General features: G+C 37.1%; 15 protein-coding genes and 3 pseudogenes. 1 reads left to right on the top strand and 17 read right to left on the bottom strand.

Going from position 1 to position 20,816, the window contains the following annotated elements; all coding sequences use genetic code 11:
* Positions 1-128: 128 nt before the first annotated feature.
* The 9 genes from QSG86_RS04045 to QSG86_RS04005 form a co-directional block, all read right to left on the bottom strand.
* Positions 129-1,487 (bottom strand): NAD(P)/FAD-dependent oxidoreductase, encoded by a 1,359-nt coding sequence (locus tag QSG86_RS04045; RefSeq protein WP_317030316.1) that lies wholly within the window; start codon positions 1,485-1,487, stop codon positions 129-131.
* Positions 1,488-2,116: 629 nt separating this feature from the next.
* On the bottom strand, positions 2,117-2,998 hold the full coding sequence (locus QSG86_RS04040; RefSeq protein WP_317030315.1) for a transporter: 882 nt from the start codon (positions 2,996-2,998) through the stop codon (positions 2,117-2,119).
* A 185-nt stretch (positions 2,999-3,183) separates the two neighbouring features.
* Positions 3,184-4,104, bottom strand: a complete 921-nt coding sequence (gene catA / locus QSG86_RS04035) for a catechol 1,2-dioxygenase (RefSeq protein WP_317030314.1) — start codon at positions 4,102-4,104, stop codon at positions 3,184-3,186.
* A 78-nt stretch (positions 4,105-4,182) separates the two neighbouring features.
* Positions 4,183-5,244: a phenol 2-monooxygenase domain-containing protein gene (locus QSG86_RS04030; protein WP_317030313.1), complete on the bottom strand. Its 1,062-nt coding sequence runs from the start codon at positions 5,242-5,244 to the stop codon at positions 4,183-4,185.
* Positions 5,245-5,256: 12 nt separating this feature from the next.
* Positions 5,257-5,619 (bottom strand): phenol hydroxylase subunit P4, encoded by a 363-nt coding sequence (locus QSG86_RS04025; RefSeq protein ID WP_317030312.1) that lies wholly within the window; start codon positions 5,617-5,619, stop codon positions 5,257-5,259.
* 73 nt (positions 5,620-5,692) lie between these two features.
* Positions 5,693-7,228 (bottom strand): aromatic/alkene/methane monooxygenase hydroxylase/oxygenase subunit alpha, encoded by a 1,536-nt coding sequence (locus QSG86_RS04020; RefSeq protein WP_317030311.1) that lies wholly within the window; start codon positions 7,226-7,228, stop codon positions 5,693-5,695.
* A 42-nt stretch (positions 7,229-7,270) separates the two neighbouring features.
* Positions 7,271-7,540 (bottom strand): MmoB/DmpM family protein, encoded by a 270-nt coding sequence (locus QSG86_RS04015; RefSeq protein ID WP_317030310.1) that lies wholly within the window; start codon positions 7,538-7,540, stop codon positions 7,271-7,273.
* Positions 7,541-7,552: 12 nt separating this feature from the next.
* Positions 7,553-8,554: an aromatic/alkene monooxygenase hydroxylase subunit beta gene (locus QSG86_RS04010; protein WP_317030309.1), complete on the bottom strand. Its 1,002-nt coding sequence runs from the start codon at positions 8,552-8,554 to the stop codon at positions 7,553-7,555.
* Positions 8,555-8,572: 18 nt separating this feature from the next.
* A complete protein-coding gene (locus tag QSG86_RS04005) occupies positions 8,573-8,863 on the bottom strand; it encodes a phenol hydroxylase subunit (protein ID WP_317030308.1) in 291 nt (96 codons plus the stop codon).
* 404 nt (positions 8,864-9,267) lie between these two features.
* On the opposite strand from QSG86_RS04005, the gene mobR reads away from it, so the two are divergent.
* On the top strand, positions 9,268-10,959 hold the full coding sequence (gene mobR / locus QSG86_RS04000) for a phenol degradation transcriptional regulator MobR (RefSeq protein WP_317030307.1): 1,692 nt from the start codon (positions 9,268-9,270) through the stop codon (positions 10,957-10,959).
* 258 nt (positions 10,960-11,217) lie between these two features.
* Here the strand turns inward: mobR and QSG86_RS03995 are convergent.
* The 8 genes and pseudogenes from QSG86_RS03995 to QSG86_RS03960 all read right to left on the bottom strand — a co-directional run.
* Positions 11,218-11,343, bottom strand: a pseudogene (locus tag QSG86_RS03995) (XRE family transcriptional regulator); the annotation flags it as partial.
* 371 nt (positions 11,344-11,714) lie between these two features.
* Positions 11,715-13,004, bottom strand: coding sequence for a type II toxin-antitoxin system HipA family toxin (locus tag QSG86_RS03990; protein ID WP_317030306.1), 1,290 nt, complete (start codon positions 13,002-13,004; stop codon positions 11,715-11,717).
* Complete coding sequence (locus QSG86_RS03985; RefSeq protein WP_317030305.1) at positions 13,001-13,309, bottom strand: helix-turn-helix transcriptional regulator; 309 nt, start codon at positions 13,307-13,309, stop codon at positions 13,001-13,003. Before QSG86_RS03985 ends, QSG86_RS03990 begins: the two co-directional genes overlap by 4 nt.
* Positions 13,310-13,486: 177 nt before the next feature.
* A pseudogene (locus tag QSG86_RS03980) lies at positions 13,487-13,746 on the bottom strand (helix-turn-helix transcriptional regulator).
* Positions 13,747-14,003: 257 nt separating this feature from the next.
* Positions 14,004-14,366, bottom strand: coding sequence for an antitoxin Xre/MbcA/ParS toxin-binding domain-containing protein (locus QSG86_RS03975; protein ID WP_317030304.1), 363 nt, complete (start codon positions 14,364-14,366; stop codon positions 14,004-14,006).
* A gap of 130 nt (positions 14,367-14,496) precedes the next feature.
* Positions 14,497-17,712 (bottom strand): annotated as a pseudogene (locus QSG86_RS03970) (tyrosine-type recombinase/integrase).
* Positions 17,696-20,023, bottom strand: a complete 2,328-nt coding sequence (locus tag QSG86_RS03965; RefSeq protein ID WP_317030303.1) for a hypothetical protein — start codon at positions 20,021-20,023, stop codon at positions 17,696-17,698. Before QSG86_RS03965 ends, QSG86_RS03970 begins: the two are co-directional and overlap by 17 nt.
* Positions 20,023-20,694, bottom strand: a complete 672-nt coding sequence (locus QSG86_RS03960) for a hypothetical protein (protein ID WP_317030302.1) — start codon at positions 20,692-20,694, stop codon at positions 20,023-20,025. The genes QSG86_RS03965 and QSG86_RS03960 overlap by 1 nt, the downstream gene beginning before the upstream one ends.
* Positions 20,695-20,816 lie beyond the last annotated feature (122 nt).

Below are 20,816 nucleotides of genomic sequence, written 5' to 3'. Positions count from 1 at the left end.
TTATTGATTTAAAAAGTTTATGATTAAATAGGATGGATCAATATGATTTACGATATATGTCATTGTTATCAAAGAAGCAATGATCAGAAAAACCTGATAGACACCAGGTTTTTCATTGTTCACTCTCGTTATATGGCGTATTGTTGTACGACCTCATCAAGATAGCTTTCTAAAGAATCATCAAGTGCATATAACCATGGCGTATGATGTTTTTTAGCCATTCTTCCTGTCATGACAGAGCGATAGATTTGATCTCGAAATCCCATAATATTTTCTTTCTTATGCTTTTTCCACTGCATGAAAATCTGATGGACAGCCTGAACATCAAATGAAGGATAATCAGTTGCATCGATTAGATTTTGAATATAATCACCCTGAAATTTGGCGAATTGCTCATCATTAGCAAGTTGTTGCTCTTGATAATGTAATACTTGAGTATGTTGTTGCATTTGTATTGCGGGCGGTAATGTAATTTGTCCCAAGATAATATCTCTGACATACCACGCCTGAGCATCAAACATATTAAAGGTATACCACTGATCTTGCATACCCAGATAAAATAATCGTGGATTTTTTTCCCATACAACACCTTGATACAGTCCTAAAGGATATAAACAATTATGTGTTCTTAAACGAAGATCATTGGCTATAAATGGAAAATGATGTAAGTATCCTGTACATAGAATAATCACATCTATTTTGGCAGAGCTACCATCGGCAAAGTAGGCAGTATCTTCATCTACGCGTAATAGCTGATGTTTCTCAAACCAGTTTTTTGGCCATTTATAGCCCAATTTTTTGCTACGATAGCAATTATAAATGGTCTTGGCACCATATTTGTAACACTGTGAACCAATATCTTCTGCAGAATAACTACTGCCGAGTAAAAGTATAGATTTTCCTTTAAACTCTAATGCATCACGGAAATCATGTGCATGTAAAATACGTCCATGAAAACGTTCAAAGCCATCATATACAGGCACATGCGGTGTTGAAAAGTGTCCAGATGCAACAATAACATAATCAAATTGTTCAGTATAATGTTGTTGCTTTTGGTAATCTTCGACTGCTAGCGTAAATTTTTCTGTTTCAGCATCATAATCAACTCGCTGCACTGTGCTATTGAATCGAATCAGATGCTTTACTCCGGCTTTTTCTGCTCGCCCTTTAATATAGTCCCATAACACAGCACGTGGCGGATAAGAGCCAATTGGTTTTTTAAAATGTTCATCAAATGTATAGTCAGCAAATTCTAATGCTTCTTTAGGACCATTAGACCATAAGTAACGATACATGCTGCCATGAACGGGTTCACCATGTTTATCTATACCTGTACGCCATGTATAGTTCCATAGTCCGCCCCAATCATTTTGTTTTTCGAAACAGGTAATTTCAGGAACTTGTAGACCTTTGGCCTTTGCCGATTGAAACGCTCTTAGTTGTGCCATCCCACTTGGGCCAGCGCCAATAATTGCAATTCGACTCATTGCTATCTCCATTAGTTTTGAGTTCTTAATACAGCTCCTAGGTTGAGTTTAAATTTAGGATTCTAGATAAAAAACACTGTCCTAAATTTATAGATCATCATGTATCTACTCAAAATAGGATATGAATTAAAAAATATAAATATGTGTTTAATTAATAGTTAAATCAATATTTTAATTTTACTTTTAATGTAAGGCACATACTCAAGAAACTTAAGGTTATCATATTTTTTGATATAAAATTGATCATTTAAGTAACTAAATTGATATTTGATCGTCTATACGCTGCTATGTGATGACTATAAATATGTTTTTATATGTGAGTATGAAGGGGGAGATCATTAGAGATAAATATTAAATTAAACATAAAAATAAGTGGTTAACTGGATTGTGATATTGCCTAAAAATATAGTTTGTTGGCAGGATTGTAAGCAAAATGACTTCAGATTTTATATTAAAATTAAATGTAAAATTTACACGATTGACAGGGTTCTGCTGTGATGTCATTTTGGCCAACAATACTGCTATAAATGAAATGGATATAAAGGAAAGATACGTGGATTCTTATGGTGTTGTGTTATACAGACTTTTTACAATTTCAGTCTGCATAGCTTCGTGAATGACAACAACGCTTAAAATGCCCATGTTAACTTTAATACAGCATTATGTCCTTTGGGACGATATTCCACATGGCTTTCCGTCAAATATTTTGCTTCTAATGACCAATTTTTATCTTGATATTGTATGCCTGGACCAATCGCAAAAACTTGCCCTTTCTGTCCAATATCTACACCATCTAGACGGTCAGCAGTCATTTGCTTAAATACATAGCCTTGTATAGCCACTTTAAACTGAGAATTTAAACGATACCCGATACTATAGTCTCCAGCAAAATATTGCCCAGATTTATACTGTGTATCATCATTTTTATCATTAAAACTGTAAGAGATTTTGGTAGAAAGATCTAAACCATTTTCAGGTGCATAGCTATATGCAAAAATTGGGCGAATGGTATTATAATTTTTGCCAATATTTGCAATGACTGGCTCTGTTGCAGTCGGTGCATTATATTTGCCAGTCGCAAAAACTGCCTCTAATGCAGTGATCCAGTGATGATTGCCATGATGCCATCCTAACATTGAACCTGCAATTAAATCACCTAAAGCTGTTTGATGATCGCTAGTGCCAGCAATATTCAATTGTAAATTAACGATGGGTTGTGCGGCATAAACGCCAAGTTGTCCGCCTAAATAATTTTTTTCAGTCATCCACACCAAGCGTGGAATCAAGGCATGAACATCGAGTTGAAAATTTTCTGGACCATCAATAAATTTTCCAGCATGATAGTTTTGATAATAGTTAAGTAGATAGATCCCTGGCGGTGGTAATGCACCGGCCATCATACCTTCTGCACCTAATGCAAAGGAATCTGAGCCATTTTCAGTTGCAAAACTACTTTGTATAAAACTGTTTGTTATCAGTAATAATGCAGTTGTAATCACAAATTTATTCATAAAAAATCCTTTTTAATGAAAGTTATGCTGTATTCAGATATTAAAAGCTGATTTATATTTTCGTCTCATGCAGATGATGTATTGATCGCATGATGAGCAAGCAGTAAAGGCATTGCAAAAAATAACTTTATTGTTCGTACATCACCTATCAACACATCTGCAGCATCATGATTTAAGTTCGAACGTTATGCGCTTGCGCGACGACGATTAACATCAGTGGATGGTGCACCTGCCTGATCTGGCACCAATTCAATATTAAATTGAATATACTTAAATGGCGCAGTGAGACCATGGGCTGTTATTTCTGCTGGATCGTTGATATCAATTGCTGTTGCAACTAAACCGTCTCGTGTTGCAAAGGCGAAATCATCCCAAAGGTATTGATCACCTTCGATATTGAATTGTGTGGTTAATTTCCGATAACCAGGTGCTGTAACGAAATAATGAACATGTGATGGTCGATTACCGTGACGACCTAATTTATTTAATAAAAACTGGGTTGTGCCTTCTGGTGGGCAACCATAACCAACAGGCATAGTGGTTTGGGCACGATATTGACCATGTGTATCACTGATAATTGAACGACGTAAATTAAAATCTGATTGTGATTGATCAAAGAATGAGTAACGTCCTAAGCTATTGGCATGCCAGATTTCAACTTTCGCATTGGGAATGATTTGGCCTTGATGATCCTTGACACTACCTTCAATAATTAAAGTGTCACATCGATGTGATTCAGTACCGTCGTCCATACGTGCAAAACCTATTGATTCAGGTGCGCCAGCAACATACAGTGGACCTTCAATGGTACGTGGTGTACCACCACTGATACCTGCTTGTGCATCAGCTTCATCTGCACGTAGATCTAGAAAATGTTCAAGACCTAGACCTGCTGCCAATAAGCCAAGTTCATTGGCCTGACCTGCATCTGTTAAATACTCAATCCCTTTCCATAATTCAGTTTGTGAAATATCTAAATCTTCAATCGCTTTAAATAAATCGCTGACCAAACGCACAACAATCTGTTGGACTCGGGGATCTACTGGGCCTTTTGCAGTATCCACATTCATGGTTTTAACTAAATGATCAATCTCTTGATAGTTCATTGGCATCATCCTTGCTCAGGTAAAGCATGTTATAAAATAGATTCGATGTGGTGAAACATATGTTTCACCTGATCTTGATTAAATGTGGCGAAATAAAGCAGAGCGTGAATTGGCACTGGCGCCATCAGCTGCGCTTAAAAAGCGTTCTGTATGAATATCTTTTTCGAATAAACGACTTTGCATCAACGTAGAAATGGCAGCCTCAATCATCGGTGGAGGACCGCATAAGTAGGCTTTATGTCCACTGCATTTGTGGCTGAAAAAATCGGCAACAGCCTCATGGACAAAACCGTTAAAGCCGTCCCACTGATCTGCTGTTTTGGCTGCATTTAAAGCTGGAATATAATGGAAATTAGGATAGTCCTTTGCCCATTGTTGAAAAATATCTGCATTATATAGTTCTGCACGATCACGTGCGCCTTGGAATAAATACAGTTTACGGTTATCCCCCTGTTCTAGTAAATCCATAATCATGGATTGTGGACTAGATAAACCTGAGCCACCTGCGATGAAAATAATATCTTGATCATCTGATTTACGGACAAAAAATTGACCATATGGACCAGAAATATCGAGCGTATCGCCCACTTGCAAATGTTCATGAACGTAGCGTGTTGCTGCACCGCCTGGAACCTGACGAATATGTAGTTCAAGAATATGATTTTGGCTTGGTGGGCTTGCAATTGAAAATGCACGTGTTCCGTCAATATCAGGGAATTGAATATTGACATATTGTCCTGCTTGGAAGTCCATAGGACGATCAAGTGCTAAGCGAATACCTTTAATGGTTGGAGATAGCGATACAATCTCTAATACGGTTGCCTGAAAATCCTGTACCAAATAACCTAAAAAGTCTTCATCCTCATCGACATCTGCTTCAATGATCATGTCTGATTCAGGTTTACAACAACAGGCAAGCACTTTATTTTCTTCACGTTCAATGTCCATTAAGGCAAAGGGTGATGCCTCACCAACATCAAAAAAACCATCATTGACGGTGACTTTACATGTCCCACATGTGCCATGACCACAAGCAAAGGGCAGCCATACACCTTGGCGTAGTGCAGCATCTAAAATGGTTTGATCTTCTTCAACCTCAATGGTGGTACCCAAAGGTTCGATGGTGACTTGATAACTCATCGACAGACTCCCTTATACATGACGACCTTGATAACCATTCAAATCTGGTGTGATAAAACGTAATAATGATTTATGGTCAAAACCTAGCTCAGCCAAGGTTTTAGAAAAATCAGCAGCTAAAGGTTGACGATTTAAGATCAGTTGCACCGTTGACCAATCAATTTTTTCAAATTCAGGATGTTGATAAAATGTCGCTGTGATTTGTTGATCAATTAAATCTTGTAGTGTTTGTTGTGGTGAAACCAGTAGTGCATGTGCGGCACAAAAGAGGGTATGATGATCCCAGCCGACATAAAGTAGTAGATTATCCCCATAATTTTTCTGTAGATCACGAGGCTCAAATTGATAGTCTTGACGAATGGCTTTTACTGGCATGAGTGTTCTCCGAATGTCCTTGAGAAGAAGATCATCTTGGTATCGATGATCTTATGATTTAATCAGTGCGCGATTAAACGGCACCTTTCCATTTTTTCCAGCGTTGCTGATCTGGTGAGCCTTCAATATCGAGATTATCTGCACCGACATTAAATTGATAATAATCACGTAAAATGCTATCTAAATCAGGACCACCACAATTGCCTTGTAAAATTTGATTTACCGGTAACCATGCTTGAACATATTTTTCAGGTTCACGTTCGAAAATATCGTGACAACCATCTGAACAGGTATGATAACGTTCACCTTTATAGATGGAATCACGATAACTAAACATGGTTTGATCACCATCCATTTCAGTAAAGGTCATTGGAACCTGACAGATTTGACAGAGTTGTGGTAAACCTGCGCTATAAAAACGTTTACCCTCAGCTTCCATCTTGCGTGCCAGTTCCCATTTTGGACGGTAGTATTGATCAAAAGTGTCTGGATACTTTTCAGATAACCAGTCCATTTCTTCATCAGTGGGAATCCAAGTATGAAATCCTGCTGCATGGCCAAAGTTATAAAAGATCCACCATGCCTGATGTGAAACATGTTCTTTTTCTTTTTCAATAACTTCTGAATATTTTGGCATGCGAATACCATAACGGCTGAGATCTTTAAATAACGCACCGCCAGCTTCTTCAAAATAAGTTTCCCAAGCCTCTTTCCATGACATGACTTTATTTGGCAGCATATAGTCCATCATCATGCCGACAATCGACAGTAGGCGTGTACCGCGCCAAAACCATTTATCAATCCATTCTTGGACAATCGGCACATTATCTTCATGTTGTTCCAGTAAGAATTTGACAATTTCTAGGCCAAGTGTCATGTGGCGTGCTTCATCTGATTGTGCTGAAAAACCAAAGGTTACTGTTGCCATATCACCGTTATAGGCAGCACCCGACATAAATGGTACGAACAGCAAGTTGGTGAGCACATATTCAAAGGCAAAGCTGATCGCCAATAAAAACTCAAATGGCCCAGCAGAGCGTGCATCTTCAAAGAAAGATTTTGGTACCGATAAATACCAAACACGATCATGCATATGTGCCCAGTCCTGAAAGCCATCAAAGAACTTGTTGTAATGGCTCATCGCATGGATTTGCGTTTGTACATGACGTAATTCGTCAATTGATTGCATTTGTGATGCGATCCGTGCACCAATGCCGCTAAATTGGCGCCCAACATGGGCATAGCCTTGGTAGGCTTGGTATTCAAGAGGAGTTACAGCCGTAAGAAATAATTTAATTGCATTTAAATAACGTTCATTGGAAACATTCATCTGTCCATTATTTTGCGCAAAAGCATCAAAAATCGCATAAAGTTTTTTTTCTTTTTCTGCTTGATATTTCCAGTATGAGTCCATGGTTAGACGAAATGGATCTTCCCATTTTGACCAATCTGTAATTTTAATGCCTTCAAACTCTTCATAGGGAAAAGCATCTTTACGGTCTGCATAAGAAAACTCCCAATCCAGATCACGTGTCAGCATACGATAGCGATCTTTGGCATTCAGTTTTTTAGTTGCTGTTTTAGCTGAGGTTTTAGCGTGAGTATTCATTTAATTATCCTTTGAGCGTGTATCAGCGTCATACGCTGAGCTTTAATTCCATTTCAAGGTAAATGTGTCATCGTCTTCGTCGACATTACCGCCGAGGGTAATCATATTCAGTTGTAATTCTTGAATGTCCCAGTCTTGACCTAGTTTTTCAGTCACTGTTTCGGCACGAATCACCAGTTCAGTTGTGCTTTCTACACGAATCATGGCTGGGAGATACTGAATTGTTGCATTGGGATTATCTTGTTCTATCGCTTCAATGATATAACGTGAAGTATCATTATCTTGTAGGGCTAAATAAACTTTAGAGCTCATGATGGCATGTCCTTATGCGCTTGGTGTAAGGCTATTTAAATTGGCTTTTTTCATACGCTCTTCGAGTGTGATTAAACCTGCATCTATCGGTTGGCCAGCTAAGGCAAGTGTTGACCATGCAGAAAAAGCAGCTTCAACCTGAGGGCGCAATGTTGCAATCCAATCTTCAATTAATGTTTTATTCTGATCAGACTCTGCGACAGCAAGCTTTAAGACCGGATCTGCCCATTTACGTAAATCTGTAATGCAGTCCTGCATAAATTCAGTCAGCATGGCAATATCTCGTGCACCTTGTTCAACCAAAAGTTGATCAAATTGTCCGTAGACCAGACTTTGCATAAAACTATCGATCAATAAGGTTTGTAATAGATAAAGTTTGAACCAATCCTGTTCAGTTAAGCTTTGTTCACAGAGTTGACGTAAGGGTTGCCATGCAGGATCATTCATCCAGATCTCTTTGGCCTGTTGTAAGGACTCACCTGTATTACCATCCAGTAATAAGCCGATACGTGAAAGATATTGCGCCATACCCAATCGATCCATAGCAGCAAACATACAGGCTTGGGTGATCACGGTACCATAGCCATAAGCACTGCCAGACATCATATGTAAATTGGCTGTTTGTTCGACATAACGAAAGGGCAATAGGCAACTGATGATTTTATTTTTGACGGTTGCCGTTAAATTGTCTGCCAGTTGACGTTTTTCAAAAAAAGCATAATTACTTTCTGCAATATCTTGTAAACGGGCGCGATGTTGTACATAAGCACCATAATAAAATTGACGGGGATCTTTAAAGACATACCAGTCTTGCATTTTTAAAGCAGTATAATTTGCATCATTTAAACTTTTATCAGGATTCCATAAGGGACGATAATGAAAGTTAGCCGCACCTTGAATATCGAAGCTGACTTCTTGATAACGCGTTGCAGGTTTAGCACCAAAACGACGTTCTATATAGGCATAATTTTGACGAATCGGTGTAATGCTGGATGTTTTGATTTCTAAAGTCATATGAATCTCCTTATAAACTTAGTGCTGATCATCTTGATCAAGTTGAGTTGAAGGCGTATGTATCAGCGTAGGTTCAAGTCCATAACGCCATTTATCTTCTTGAGCATCATTCCAAGCCTGTTGTGCTTCAGTCATTTCGACCACGTGATTAATTTCACAAAAATGTTGAAAAGCCGCTTGAGGAAGAACCAGTTCAACAAATAAAGTTGGATCATGAATGGCAAAGTCGAACTCGACAAACTTGGCATGACGATCACCTGTAATACGAATATATTTGATCAGTTGATCAGGTGGTGGTGCTAAGGTCATTGAAGTCATCCTTTCATCAATGTGTTGAAATCATTTCAACATTAAATTTTTTAAATTCTGTATTTGTAATATCAAAAGCTATGCCAACTTTTTTAAAGTTATATAAATCAAAAAGTTATTATTTTAATTTGTTGTTTTTTTAAATAAAGCCAATTTAAAATTCATCTAAAGATGAATTGGAAAGTAGTGCATTTCATCAAATGATGAATATGTGAAATCGCGATAATATCATCTGAGTTCGAAGATGGAGCGGTCGATGCTGATCTGTCAGTTGTGTGAATAGCAGGTTAAAAAATTTAAATACTTTAAAAGTATTAAATTATGATAATAAAGTAGTAAAGCTTTTTGGTCAGGATTAGGTAAGATGAAGACTTCGACATGTAGCCAAGGATGGATATTTCGTCATGCCGGTAGCCAAAGATGCGAAATTTTATACGCAAATTTTAGAAAAAAATAAAGATATTCAAGATTTGCTGGATAAAATTCAGTTTGATACTCAACATGGTAAAATTTGGTTTGATGAAAACCGAATGTTACTGATGCACACCCACATGATGGGATATCTACGTAAAGATTTATGTGACATGTTGGGATGGGAAAGAACAAAACGATTTTTTATTCGCTGTGGTTATCAGGCAGGGCTGCGTGATGCAGAAGTAACATCGAAATTACGTCCTAATTTAAACGAAGCCGAAGCTTTCATGGCAGGACCACAAATGCACGGTATCCGTGGCATGGTACAAGTTGAAGTGAATGAGCTAAAACTGAGTCATGAAGATAAGCAATTTTATGCTGATTTTAACTGGTTAAATTCATTTGAAGCCGAAGTACATTTTAATGAATTTGGTACAGCGAAAGAGTCAGCATGTTGGATGTTGTTGGGCTATGCCTGCGGTTATACCAGTTTTGTGATGGGGCAAACCATTATTTATCAAGAAACACATTGTGTTGCTAAAGGGGATGAATGTTGTCGCATCATTGGTAAACCATTAAAAGAATGGGAAAATGCGGATGAACTCATTCAGTTTATGTCTCCAGATCCGGTATCAGATGAATTAATCGCTTTACAGGCCGAATTAAATGAACTGAAAAAAAATATCTATACTGAAGCTGAATCTGATTACACCATGTTTAATTCTATTGGGGAGTCGGTTGCTTATCGTCATGTCTGTGATTTATTAAAAAAATCTGCGGGCAGTAAAGTCGCTGTTTTATTACAAGGTGAAACTGGGGTTGGCAAGGAAGCTTTTGCTCGCGGTATTCATGAAAGTAGTTGTCGTCAAGGACAGCCATTTGTTGCTGTAAACTGTGCCAGTATTCCTCCAGATTTGATTGAAGCTGAATTATTTGGCGTTGAAAAAGGTGCTTTTACTGGTGCAACACAAACCAGAATGGGGAAATTCGAGCGTGCGCATCATGGCACTATTTTTCTAGATGAAGTAATTGAACTCTCAGCACGTGCACAAGCTGCATTATTAAGAATGCTACAAGAGGGAGAGTTTGAGCGTGTTGGTGATCATCAAACCCGTACAGTAGATGTTCGTATTGTAGCTGCAACCAATGAAGATTTAGAACAAGCAGTGAAAGATGGGCGTTTTCGTGCTGATTTATATTATCGCTTAAATATCTTTCCAGTCGAAATACCCCCTTTAAGAGAACGCCGTGATGATATTCCACTGTTGATACAACACTTTTTATCACGTTTTGAAAACATGTATGGTAAAACTTTAAAAGGCTTAAGTGATAAAGCAAAAAATTTTGTGATGAGTTATGACTGGCCGGGCAATATTCGTGAATTAGAAAATTTATTGGAACGAGCGACTTTATTGGTCGATGATCAACAGGAAATTAAATTACATCATTTATTTCCACAAATTAAGCAAGATAGCGTCACCGTTACGGATCATCAAGCCAATTTAGAGGCCATGATTACTCCGGGTTTTTGTTTGGATGAACATGAAAGACAATTGATTGCTATGGCAATGCAAAAATCAAGGCAGAATGTATCTGAAGCAGCGCGATTATTGGGTATTAGTCGAGCAGCATTAGACTATCGCTTAAAAAAACAGCTCAATCAAAGTAAGATGATGGGATGATATATGCTGATGATTCAGATCAGTACCAGTAGCAATATTTACCTATCTGGATTGAAGACTATAATTGCAATCATCCACATAGTGGGTTAAAAATGAAATCCCCTCGGGAATTTCGTTCGCTAAAATTAGCAAGTTAAATGTCCGTTTTTATAGGGGCTAATACATCGATCTGTGATTGCAGTTGAGGAGAGCAGTGTACCCTAAAGCCAATATTCCCCCCACCCATTGTAGTAAACATTAAGTTTTTTGAGCATGGGTTTATTTCCTTTTGATACGTTGGCGAGCCGTATTGCTCTCATAGCGGAGAATGTCTTCTACACTGTTTAAATGAGGTTTAAAGAGTTCTTCTAATTCTTTTAATACCCCAACCTTGGCAATATTCACCGACATAAATTACATTAAATATATTAAAAGTATATTAAACTAAATCAATATAAAACAAATATTTAATTCCTTAATATTTAATGGTGTAATTTAAAGTAGGGTAGGGTAAGAATAAGTTGGTCACTTTAATATGCATTAAAATTCAACAATAATAACCAACATAAAATATGCTTCTATTTTTTATTATTTTTATTTTTTACTATTTGATAAAAATTATTTAGCTGCTGAGGAGTCCTGAATTTGGTAAGCAGCAATAGTCAAACAAATTGACCTAGATTCTTGGTAAGCGTCCGCTGAGCCCCATCAAGATTTTCCCAGTCAAAAACGATAAGCTAGCATAGCAGTTATCAGACTCACCGTATTTACGGATTTTAATCATTTGCAAGTATTTGAAAGTCTGGATGCAATTTTTTCCAATGTTCTCTTAGTCTTTCTTTATGGGCAGAACCCATTGGTAAATCTAGTAATAGCGCTGGCCATACTGACCGTGCTTTGTCCATGATCTCGTGAAGTTGTTTTTCAATTACACGCCATGGAACACCGACTTTTTCTGCCCATTGCTCAAAGTGTTTCATCTCAGCTAAATACCAATCTTTATTTTTGGCAAGATTCAATGCGAAGTGACGCTCATTTTCAATATATACACTTGTCATCAATATATCGTATGCGGGAGATAATCTTGGTGTTTTTTTATCGTGATAAATCATACTCCAGTTCTTTAAGTGTGCATCTCCATTGGCGAGTAAAATATTTATGAGTAAACGGCTGGCAAATTGCTGAATATCAAAAATTTTGTTATCTGAATACTGGTAAATGATCTTGCCTATCTGTTCATAATTTGTGGTGTTGTATTTCTGATGTGGGTATGCACCAAAGATTTGAGCAAAATCTTCAATATGAATAAGCTCTGTAGTGTTAGCAGTACTTTGTCTATCGAATCTCTTAATTGCAAAAGCATATTGCTCTTGGGGTAAATTTAATGGTGGAAGGTCTTGTAAGAGTGCCATATCCACTAAGCGAATCTCAGGGACATCTATTCCGACCGATTTGGCAAGGGTCATCATAGAATATTCATTTAGCGGAACAAAAGCATGTCTGGAAGAAGGTGTTTTGATAATCCAGTCCCCGAGTAGAGTCGTTTCCGTTACCGGAGCTAGTGTAAAACGCCCATCTTTGGCTTTCATGGAAAACTTCATTTGGACGCCGGCCAAGGAAAACTTATTATCTGTTCGAATCTCTTGCTTTAATATCTGATCTGGATTCGAGATCTGCAGTTTGAATTTTATGTCATCTGGAATTTTTTCTGGATCTAATGGGGTCGCAATGAGTGCTCCAGGTAAGTCATGACCTAAAGCTGCCAATAACTGAAATTCATTGTCTATATGTACTTTGAGGCTTTGTGCAATCAGTTCACGTAATGCACCTTCTGGTAATAAGTTTGATAGCAAGGGATGTAAACGCTGATGTGTAACATAGGTCTTTTCTAAAATCTTATCCGCTTGAGGATACAAGGGGAAAGTCAGCAGGCTTAAGGTCGAGCGTTGCTGATCAAAGCGGAAAGAATCTGTAAAAACCAGAATATTTTTTCCGCTCTGAAATCCTGCCAAGTATCCAACGACAGCGTGATGTAATGTTAATTTTAGGACGGCAACAGTATTCATGGTTCCTCTTCTCCGAGAAGACCCTTCCATGGGTTTGTCATTAAGTCATCCTGATCTTCAATAGTGACTTTAATTTCATCATTCAATAATTGTCTGATCAAATGAACCTTATCATCAGGGATAAGCATCAGTTGAGCATTTAATCCTGCCGCGATAATTTCTAAGGTCTCTAATCTAGGATTGCCCTGGCTTTCCAGTTTTTGGTACTGCTGTCTTGAAATGCCTGTACGGGATTGCATATCAATTTGCTTTAAGCCCAATAGGGTTCGTCTTTTTTTGATTTGCTGGAGTAAAGATTCACTCATTGTAGACACATTTATTGCTTTTAGGTGTTGTAGGAAACATATTAGTTTCTTTTTTTTTGAAAAGCAATTTATGAATTTATCATTTCGATCTGTAAAACAGCCCTACTTGTATGTATGCAGCTGTTATGTCTATGTTGTTGGATGTAAATACCAAATGATAAGAGCTTCTGAATAATTTCATTCATCATCTTCTGCAAATATTGCTTCAATTTCATCCCAATGCGGCAAGTTAAACTTTTTTTATTCACTTCGAATTCTAATCCTACGCCATCAAGCACACGTTCAAATATGTCAAATGAACCTATAAAACGGCCATTCTCTATCTCTGAAATTGTTATTTTATTGACTTCAGTCTTTTCTGAAAGACTTTTCTGTGTATAGCCTAATTCTTTTCTCGCCAAACGTATTTCTTTACCTATTTCGACTCTTGTAGATATATCAATTTTTTCTCCCGAAATTTGTTAGCCATATAGCAAACTTTGTAGACTGGTTCTTGAATAGTTATTGATTTATAAGATTCGATTTTGCCTCTCATCAGGTTAATAAAATCCAATATATAGCAGCAGTTCGCAATCAATTTACGGAATTAGACCAGACATATACATCTTTAGAAGAGGGGGAATTCTTATACCTTGTATTTGAATTATTGGAGAGGACTATCACTTTCAAATTTTTCTTTAATACTTTGCTTATCTTAAAGTTTAGCCCGAAGACCTTCCACCAATTGTAAAATAGAGACCAATCCCTGAGGGTTCTGAATCTGTTCTATTGGAATGCCACTCATCAATTTATTGGGTGATTTCATAAAATGCTGCATCCAGGCTATATCCCCACCTGTCAGAGCATCTAGTGATGTGGTAATACGGATTAAAGTGAAAGCGATTTCTCCCTGTTTTGAAGTGGGATCTAATTCAAGAGTGGTTAAATTTTTCACTGAATCTATATTCAGTATTAAGGCTAGTTGATCCTGTGCAAGACCAAGTAGTTCAGCAGCAGCTAAAACAGCCTTAGCTAATATCATTTTCTGTTTTGCAGTTTTTTCTGATGTTGTACGCATGACCGATCCCTGTTTCAGACGCTGCTAATTCATAGAGCTTATATTATTTAATTATCATTGATCAGAAATCCAATTTTTACTAAAGATATATTAAATTTGACTTTAGATAAGGAAACAACGGTTAAATTATTTAACAGCATGTAGTGATTTCCAGTCCTGCAACTTGGAGTTCAAGAGATCGAGGTCTGCCAATACAAGCTAGATGTAAACAAAATTTAAACGCTGCCAGTGCTTTGGCGTCTTTTGTTGAGTAAAGCTGAAGACGAACATAATCTTCTTGGGTCGTAGGATGCTCTGTTGTGCTTGATTTAGCCAGCTTTAGTAATAAAGGTTGTTTCTTTTTATCTAACAATTGTACCAAGTCTTGTCCAAGCAAATGCCAAAATTGATGGGGAAACAGGTCTGTTACCTTGAGATAAAATGATTCCAATTGATCAATTTTATTCCATCGATAATGAATGCCAGTATGCGAAACCGTAACACGACTTAAAAATGTCTCAAGCACCGCTTTTATTTGATCTGGCTTTTTTTCAAAGATATTTTGAATATTTTCAAAGAAATAGTTCCTTGCTGTGCGCTCTTCAACGGTATCAATCATGGCGGGTTTCAAAGGTTTATCCAGATGATTTATGTTGCTGAGATCAAATAATCTTGGGTTGTTTTTTTGAGACTTGAGCTGGCCTAGTTGTTTTGCATTTTCATACCAATAGTTAACCAGTTCGACAGGTAAACTCATTTCTTGTGATACCCGATCTGGATCATGATGAATTTCCAGTAAATTTAGGCACTTAAAAAACCATGCAAATGAAACTTTGGATTCCTTTGTTCCAGCGAAATATTTAAAAAAATCATGAGGCTGAGAGTTAAATGAAACCTCATCTAGAATGTCTTCTACGTTACTTTTTAACCAGTCAGTTTGATCGTTGAGTAACTGCTGACTTAAATGGACAGCATATTTTTCGAAATTGAATGGAGCAGAATCTTTTACTGTGTTTAAAAAATTGAAAGAAGGTAGGTAGCCCATCATCTTCTTTGCTAATTGAGTATCAATGTCTGGGTGATATTGCAGTATTTTATGTCCAGCGATCAGGTAGCTCAGATGAATATAGCTTTTAAAGGTTTCCGTAGGGTCAATGTGACCCAGTAAATGGGCAATCATAAACCAATGATTTTGACCATGCGTATTACGGAGTAACTCTGTCCGAATAGACTGATATTCTTCTTCAGTATAATCCGTCAGATTCTTGACTAGGGGAGCGTAATTACAGTTCAGAATAACGGATAAGTGATTGGCAGCCGTGTGTCGAAATGAGTGAAAAGAATAATCATGAGTTTTAAAAAGCTCGTTCATAATCATTCTAAAAGGTGTTGTCACCGTATGTTTGTTCAGCTTGCTATTTTCATTCCAGTTGCTGAATAGGTATAAGTTTTCCTGATTGAGTAGACGTTGCTCGACTACATGATTATGAAATAGTTGATATTCATCAGTTTTTAATAAGCAATACACAGGGACTTTGCGTTCAGCACTATCTGTTTTAAGTTGATGTAAGTTTCCTTTCTTTTTTGAGCCGTAGGGCTGAATCCAAACGGATAAACAGCTCAAGCCCTCGATATCCCGCACACGTAAGCCGAGAATTTCATTAATACGCATACCGGTACGGTAAGCTAAGATATAGATAATTTTTAATGTCTTATAAGTATTTTCTTGACAATTAGCTGCTGAGAATAAGGTATCTAACTTGTTCATGAAAGCTTGATAAGTCATGGGGCCAACGATACGTGCTCTCGGTCTGTTTTGTATGGCAATTGATTCTAATTCGAGAGACTCAGCTTCAAAAACTGTTTGTTGAAAGCTATGGAAGCGTTTCAACATCCTGACGGTCTGACCACTGGATTTTTTAAAGTTAAGCTCGCCTGCCTCATCTGCAAGTCGAGTATTCGTAATGATTTGTGGGTAGATCTTCGCCAGTATTGTATTCAGATCATCTTCGCTATCTAGATATTGTAAAGAGTGAGTTAACCATGGCTCGGCAATACGTGAATAATAAGTGTAAATCGAACCGTCTTTTAAACGCTTATTCTGCTGAAACGATTTTTGAAATTGGTTTACGCAAAAATTAAAACGTTCAGCCAGTGGCTGAATCTGTTCTAATTCAGGTTTATAAAGGCTGATGAGCCATAAGGCGACACGTTTACTGTACTCATTAAATTTATTAGTATTTTCAATGCAATATTTAATGATTAATGCATCGATACTGCGATCAGTTTGTGATGTACGAATCAGTTGTAAAAGATCTTTGTGAATCTTTATAACATCATCCAAGGCTTGCTGAATGTCATCATTAGAGTAGGATTGACCCACAATAGATGGTGATTTTTCTACATTTGAATCAATAAGAGTGTCTTGCTGATATTTAAATTTTGGATGAAGAAATCTTTCAAATTCTATTTCTGATAAGCCACAGGTTGCAGTATTTTCAATGAGACATTGTGAGAGAGCAGGATCAATGTCAACTTTCGGGAGTTGCATCCAGTTAAAGTTGGCATAGTCGCGTAATAATTTATAAGTTTTGAGATTAAATGGTAACTTAATCTTATTAAAAATAAGCTGTAGATAATCTTCTACATTCTGATTTACTGTGCGAATATTTCTGCTATTGAAATGAATCAACCATAAGCGGGTAATTTGATCCGGAATAAAATTACGCGATTTACGGATGATTTTTTCATCAATAAATAGATCTCCATAGGAGGGGGAGAGGGGTTCTAAAAATATAATGTTCAGATCCTCGATCTTTCTGATTTTTGCCGGATCTTTTAAATGTTCAAGCAAAGCTTCTAAAGAGGATTTTTGATTTAAGCCTGAGTAAAGCAGGGCAGAAATAACAATATTTCCAATGATTTCATCATCAGAAAATGTCTTACTATCTTTCGCTAGAATCCAGTAGTCCTAAAGCTTATCAAGAACTTCATCAACCTGATGTCCCTTCTCGATCCAGTCCATGGTAAAAACCGGCTGATCACGCCGCATCTCAAATGTCAGATTCGGTAGGGGCAAAGTCTCACGACGATTTAAATTGATTTGCTTGATATATGACTTAAAAAATTCATGCGCATATTTTTTCCATGCCAAGCTTGGAGCTTTGCGTTTAATAAACTCATAAATTGCTGGATAGAAGGACTCAAGATGCTCTTTTTGTTCCAAATCTTGCTCTTGAAAATATTGAATTAGCTCCTGTTCTGCATCTGCTCGAAGCTGTTTTTCCTGATCGAGTCGGTCTTGTTTTCTACGTACTTCGGCATATAGTGTTCGAGTTTGCTTAGTACGTTTATTGAGTGAGGACATCGAGTTCAATACCGGTAATTTGAAAATGATCTTTCATTTGTTCAAGAACATGGGCAATGCTTGAATATTGTGAAATAGATAAGCTGGAATAAGGATGAGCAGCTTCTTGCTGCATCGGTTCATGACCAAATAAAGCTAAAATTTCAATTTCGCTAATTTTATGACTGAGAAACGCACTGGCAGTATGTCGATGCCAGTTTTCATGATGCAAACCTAACTCAGGATTAAATTTTTTTATAATCGACGGCCTTAAAGGTTGCCATTGACCATTCTGAAAGATATTTAACAGTGGGAGCTTGCTCTCTAAAATTTGTTGAATACGTTGTGGAATTTCTGGCTGACTAGGAACAATGTGAGTTTTAAAATAATCTAAAAAATCTATGAATTTCTGGAGTTCTTGTACAACAAAATGACCTAGGGGAATTAAACGCCCATAGCCCTGCCGCCCCCCCACCTCTTTATCAGAAACCATGCATATTTTTCTTTTCAGGTTAAAGCTTTTTAAAAAACCTGGAAATTCAGCGACGGGTCGTGCAGCAGTAAAGAGCAACAAGAAATGCCACATCCACAGATTGTAATGATTGAAAATTGCTATCCAGTCACCTTCTTTTTGTGAAATTATTCTGGATTTGAGTGTGGCAAAGGTATTTTTAATCACATTTGAAGTTGGTGCTTTGCGGCTCCCAAAGTTTTTTTCTTTACTATAATCAATGCTCTGGTAGTCATCGGATAACGACTCACACAGCTCTTTTAAAATTGAGACATACTCGGTCTGTAAAGCCGGAATATTCTGATGGCAATAAGAAGTAGAAGAAGACTTATTTGCATCAATACCAGTGAGGAGGTCAGCAAGCTGTTTATTTCCAGTGCTTTGCAAAATAGTCTGATGTAAAAGAGAGCTAATTCTTATCAATGATAATTTTGGAATATAAAGTTTGGTTCTCAGCTGTTTCAAATGTTGCTTGAGGTCCTCTTCAGTAACGGTGTCACCATCTCGTAGCGAAGCAATAAATGAATTTGGAATTGGAATATCCAGATAGACTGTTTGGTTGAGCAAGCCATCTGGATATGCAAAATCCTTATTTTCAAAAATTGAAAATTTACTTCTCAGAAAATATTGCCCATTGCTTTGCTTGATCTGTTGGCGAGCATTTAAATTTTTAGCACGTTTACTTTGTAGACGTAGCCACTCCTGGATTTTATTTCCTGTCAGAAATGACAGCATCAGGATCAAGGAAGCCTTCTTTTTTTTGGTTTCTTTATCCTTGTCTTTAGAGTCTTCTTTAATTTCAACAAGGTAGTTTTTATAGAGTTCAGTAATTAGGGCACTTGTACTTGCGGTATTAGGAAAGAGACTGCTGTATGCCAGCAAATGTTCTTTTCGTTGAATATGCTTGGCAACCAGAGGCAGCACATAGCTCTGGCTGGATTCTGAATATGCAGCAATGGGGGTAATGATGGTTGGGTCTACAAGTATTTGGCGTGTATCTTGGTCATCTAGTTGTTTTTCTATATTGAGAGCTTTAGACTTTTGCCCTTTTTTAATTTCTGAACTTTCTACAATCAGCTGATCTTCGTCTAAAAATTCATGTTGCAGTTGAGTCTCGATGCTCTCTTTGGCAATTTTTGCCTTATTTTCCAAAACATAATTAAAGGTGATGCGGATCACTGTTAGCAGGTTTTGCATAAAATCATTTGATGACTCTTTATCACGTTCTTCATCAATAACCTCATTCAAATACCGAATAAATTCAACTAAGGAAAGGGAGGGATCTTTAAGATACTTTTTCCAAAGAAGCATATACTCAGGAGTATTTTGATATTCTTTTTCGGAACTCAGAACCCGATTGGCGGTACGGAAGCGCTGGAATAAACGTTTTACAGTGTTGAAATGTTCAGTGTGATCCTCTTTAAAAAGTTCAGGATGAATGTCTGGAAGCGCAATTAGGTAAACTGCTGCTTTTAAGACCAGGATATTCCAGATTAAAGCATTTTCTTCTGACTTTGCTAATTGTGCAATTGAGTTCACATACCAAGTGACTGGTGTTGCGCTAACAGTATGTTTTCGAGATGAGACCAAGGCAGCTGGTCTAGCAACAACAGAATTGGTTACTAGATCAAAATCTAATAGATCGAGATTGAGACCCTGTAGACATTGATCGATTGGGTGTGAAGTCAGTAAATCAGCAACATATTGAATATGTTCGGTACGTTGGAGTTGCTCATCATCAAAGAGTTTTTCCAGTGTCTGTTTTAATGATACCCGCGGAATATCAGCAGCATTTTGATGGCTTGGGTTAGATTCTGACATTATGTTTTCCATAGCTGATCAGGCGTGAGAACGAAGTCTACATTGTTTAAAAGCTGTTGCACAATTCCACTGGTTTGTTGCAGTTGATCAAGCACATTCTGTCTTTTTTGATGTATAACTTTATTGCGGTGATTCAGTTGATTTCGAGTGCATGACAGCAGATTGGCAAGCAGATCCAAACTCATTGTACGGTGAGGTTTGAAAGAGTTTTCTTTGTTTAACTTGTAAATAGCCTCGGCAGAAATATATTCATTTATTAAGTTATGTAACCTTTTGGGATTCAATCGATTAAGATCATGATAAGTAGATGATAGAAATTTTAGAAATTCTGAACTAACCACATTTTTTAATAGTTCGATTTTTTTGTTATCTTTGGGAAGAGAATGGATAATTAGATTAATTTCTTTGGGTGCATTCTGAGTCCAATATAGGAACCATTGGAAATTACTGGCGATGGTATAACCGGATAGATTAGTATCTTTCCAGACGTGAATTTCGGGACTTGGATTCAACATACCTAGATCTGTTTTTAAAGCTTTGAAAGCCTCTTGATAGCAAAGATAAATTCCAGAAAAATCAGGATGTATGCTGATTTGGATTTTATTAAAATTTTTGCACAACAATTTTTTAGGTGTACCACATTTTTCATTGAAATCAAAAGCTGTTTCCATAGTCCCCTATAAGTGTAAAAAATAATCACGTGAATATTCTTATAATTTTTTGAAATATTAAACAAGATTGACCTACCCCATACTTTGTGTCTATTTACAACTCATATACAATATATTGTGAT

Origin of the sequence: Acinetobacter sp. SAAs474 (assembly GCF_032823475.1) — a bacterium.
Lineage (GTDB): Bacteria > Pseudomonadota > Gammaproteobacteria > Pseudomonadales > Moraxellaceae > Acinetobacter.
This window is presented reverse-complemented; position numbering and strand designations above follow the sequence as displayed.

What these genes read in the sequence shown, in the direction of transcription:
- QSG86_RS04045 (WP_317030316.1), bottom strand. Translation starts at nt 1,487, where the DNA reads ATGAGTCGAATTGCAATTATTGGCGCTGGCCCAAGTGGGATGGCACAA.
- QSG86_RS04040 (WP_317030315.1), bottom strand. Translation starts at nt 2,998, where the DNA reads ATGAATAAATTTGTGATTACAACTGCATTATTACTGATAACAAACAGT.
- catA (WP_317030314.1), bottom strand. Translation starts at nt 4,104, where the DNA reads ATGAACTATCAAGAGATTGATCATTTAGTTAAAACCATGAATGTGGAT.
- QSG86_RS04030 (WP_317030313.1), bottom strand. Translation starts at nt 5,244, where the DNA reads ATGAGTTATCAAGTCACCATCGAACCTTTGGGTACCACCATTGAGGTT.
- QSG86_RS04025 (WP_317030312.1), bottom strand. Translation starts at nt 5,619, where the DNA reads ATGCCAGTAAAAGCCATTCGTCAAGACTATCAATTTGAGCCTCGTGAT.
- QSG86_RS04020 (WP_317030311.1), bottom strand. Translation starts at nt 7,228, where the DNA reads ATGAATACTCACGCTAAAACCTCAGCTAAAACAGCAACTAAAAAACTG.
- QSG86_RS04015 (WP_317030310.1), bottom strand. Translation starts at nt 7,540, where the DNA reads ATGAGCTCTAAAGTTTATTTAGCCCTACAAGATAATGATACTTCACGT.
- QSG86_RS04010 (WP_317030309.1), bottom strand. Translation starts at nt 8,554, where the DNA reads ATGACTTTAGAAATCAAAACATCCAGCATTACACCGATTCGTCAAAAT.
- QSG86_RS04005 (WP_317030308.1), bottom strand. Translation starts at nt 8,863, where the DNA reads ATGACCTTAGCACCACCACCTGATCAACTGATCAAATATATTCGTATT.
- mobR (WP_317030307.1), top strand. Translation starts at nt 9,268, where the DNA reads ATGCCGGTAGCCAAAGATGCGAAATTTTATACGCAAATTTTAGAAAAA.
- QSG86_RS03990 (WP_317030306.1), bottom strand. Translation starts at nt 13,004, where the DNA reads ATGAATACTGTTGCCGTCCTAAAATTAACATTACATCACGCTGTCGTT.
- QSG86_RS03985 (WP_317030305.1), bottom strand. Translation starts at nt 13,309, where the DNA reads ATGAGTGAATCTTTACTCCAGCAAATCAAAAAAAGACGAACCCTATTG.
- QSG86_RS03975 (WP_317030304.1), bottom strand. Translation starts at nt 14,366, where the DNA reads ATGCGTACAACATCAGAAAAAACTGCAAAACAGAAAATGATATTAGCT.
- QSG86_RS03965 (WP_317030303.1), bottom strand. Translation starts at nt 20,023, where the DNA reads ATGTCAGAATCTAACCCAAGCCATCAAAATGCTGCTGATATTCCGCGG.
- QSG86_RS03960 (WP_317030302.1), bottom strand. Translation starts at nt 20,694, where the DNA reads ATGGAAACAGCTTTTGATTTCAATGAAAAATGTGGTACACCTAAAAAA.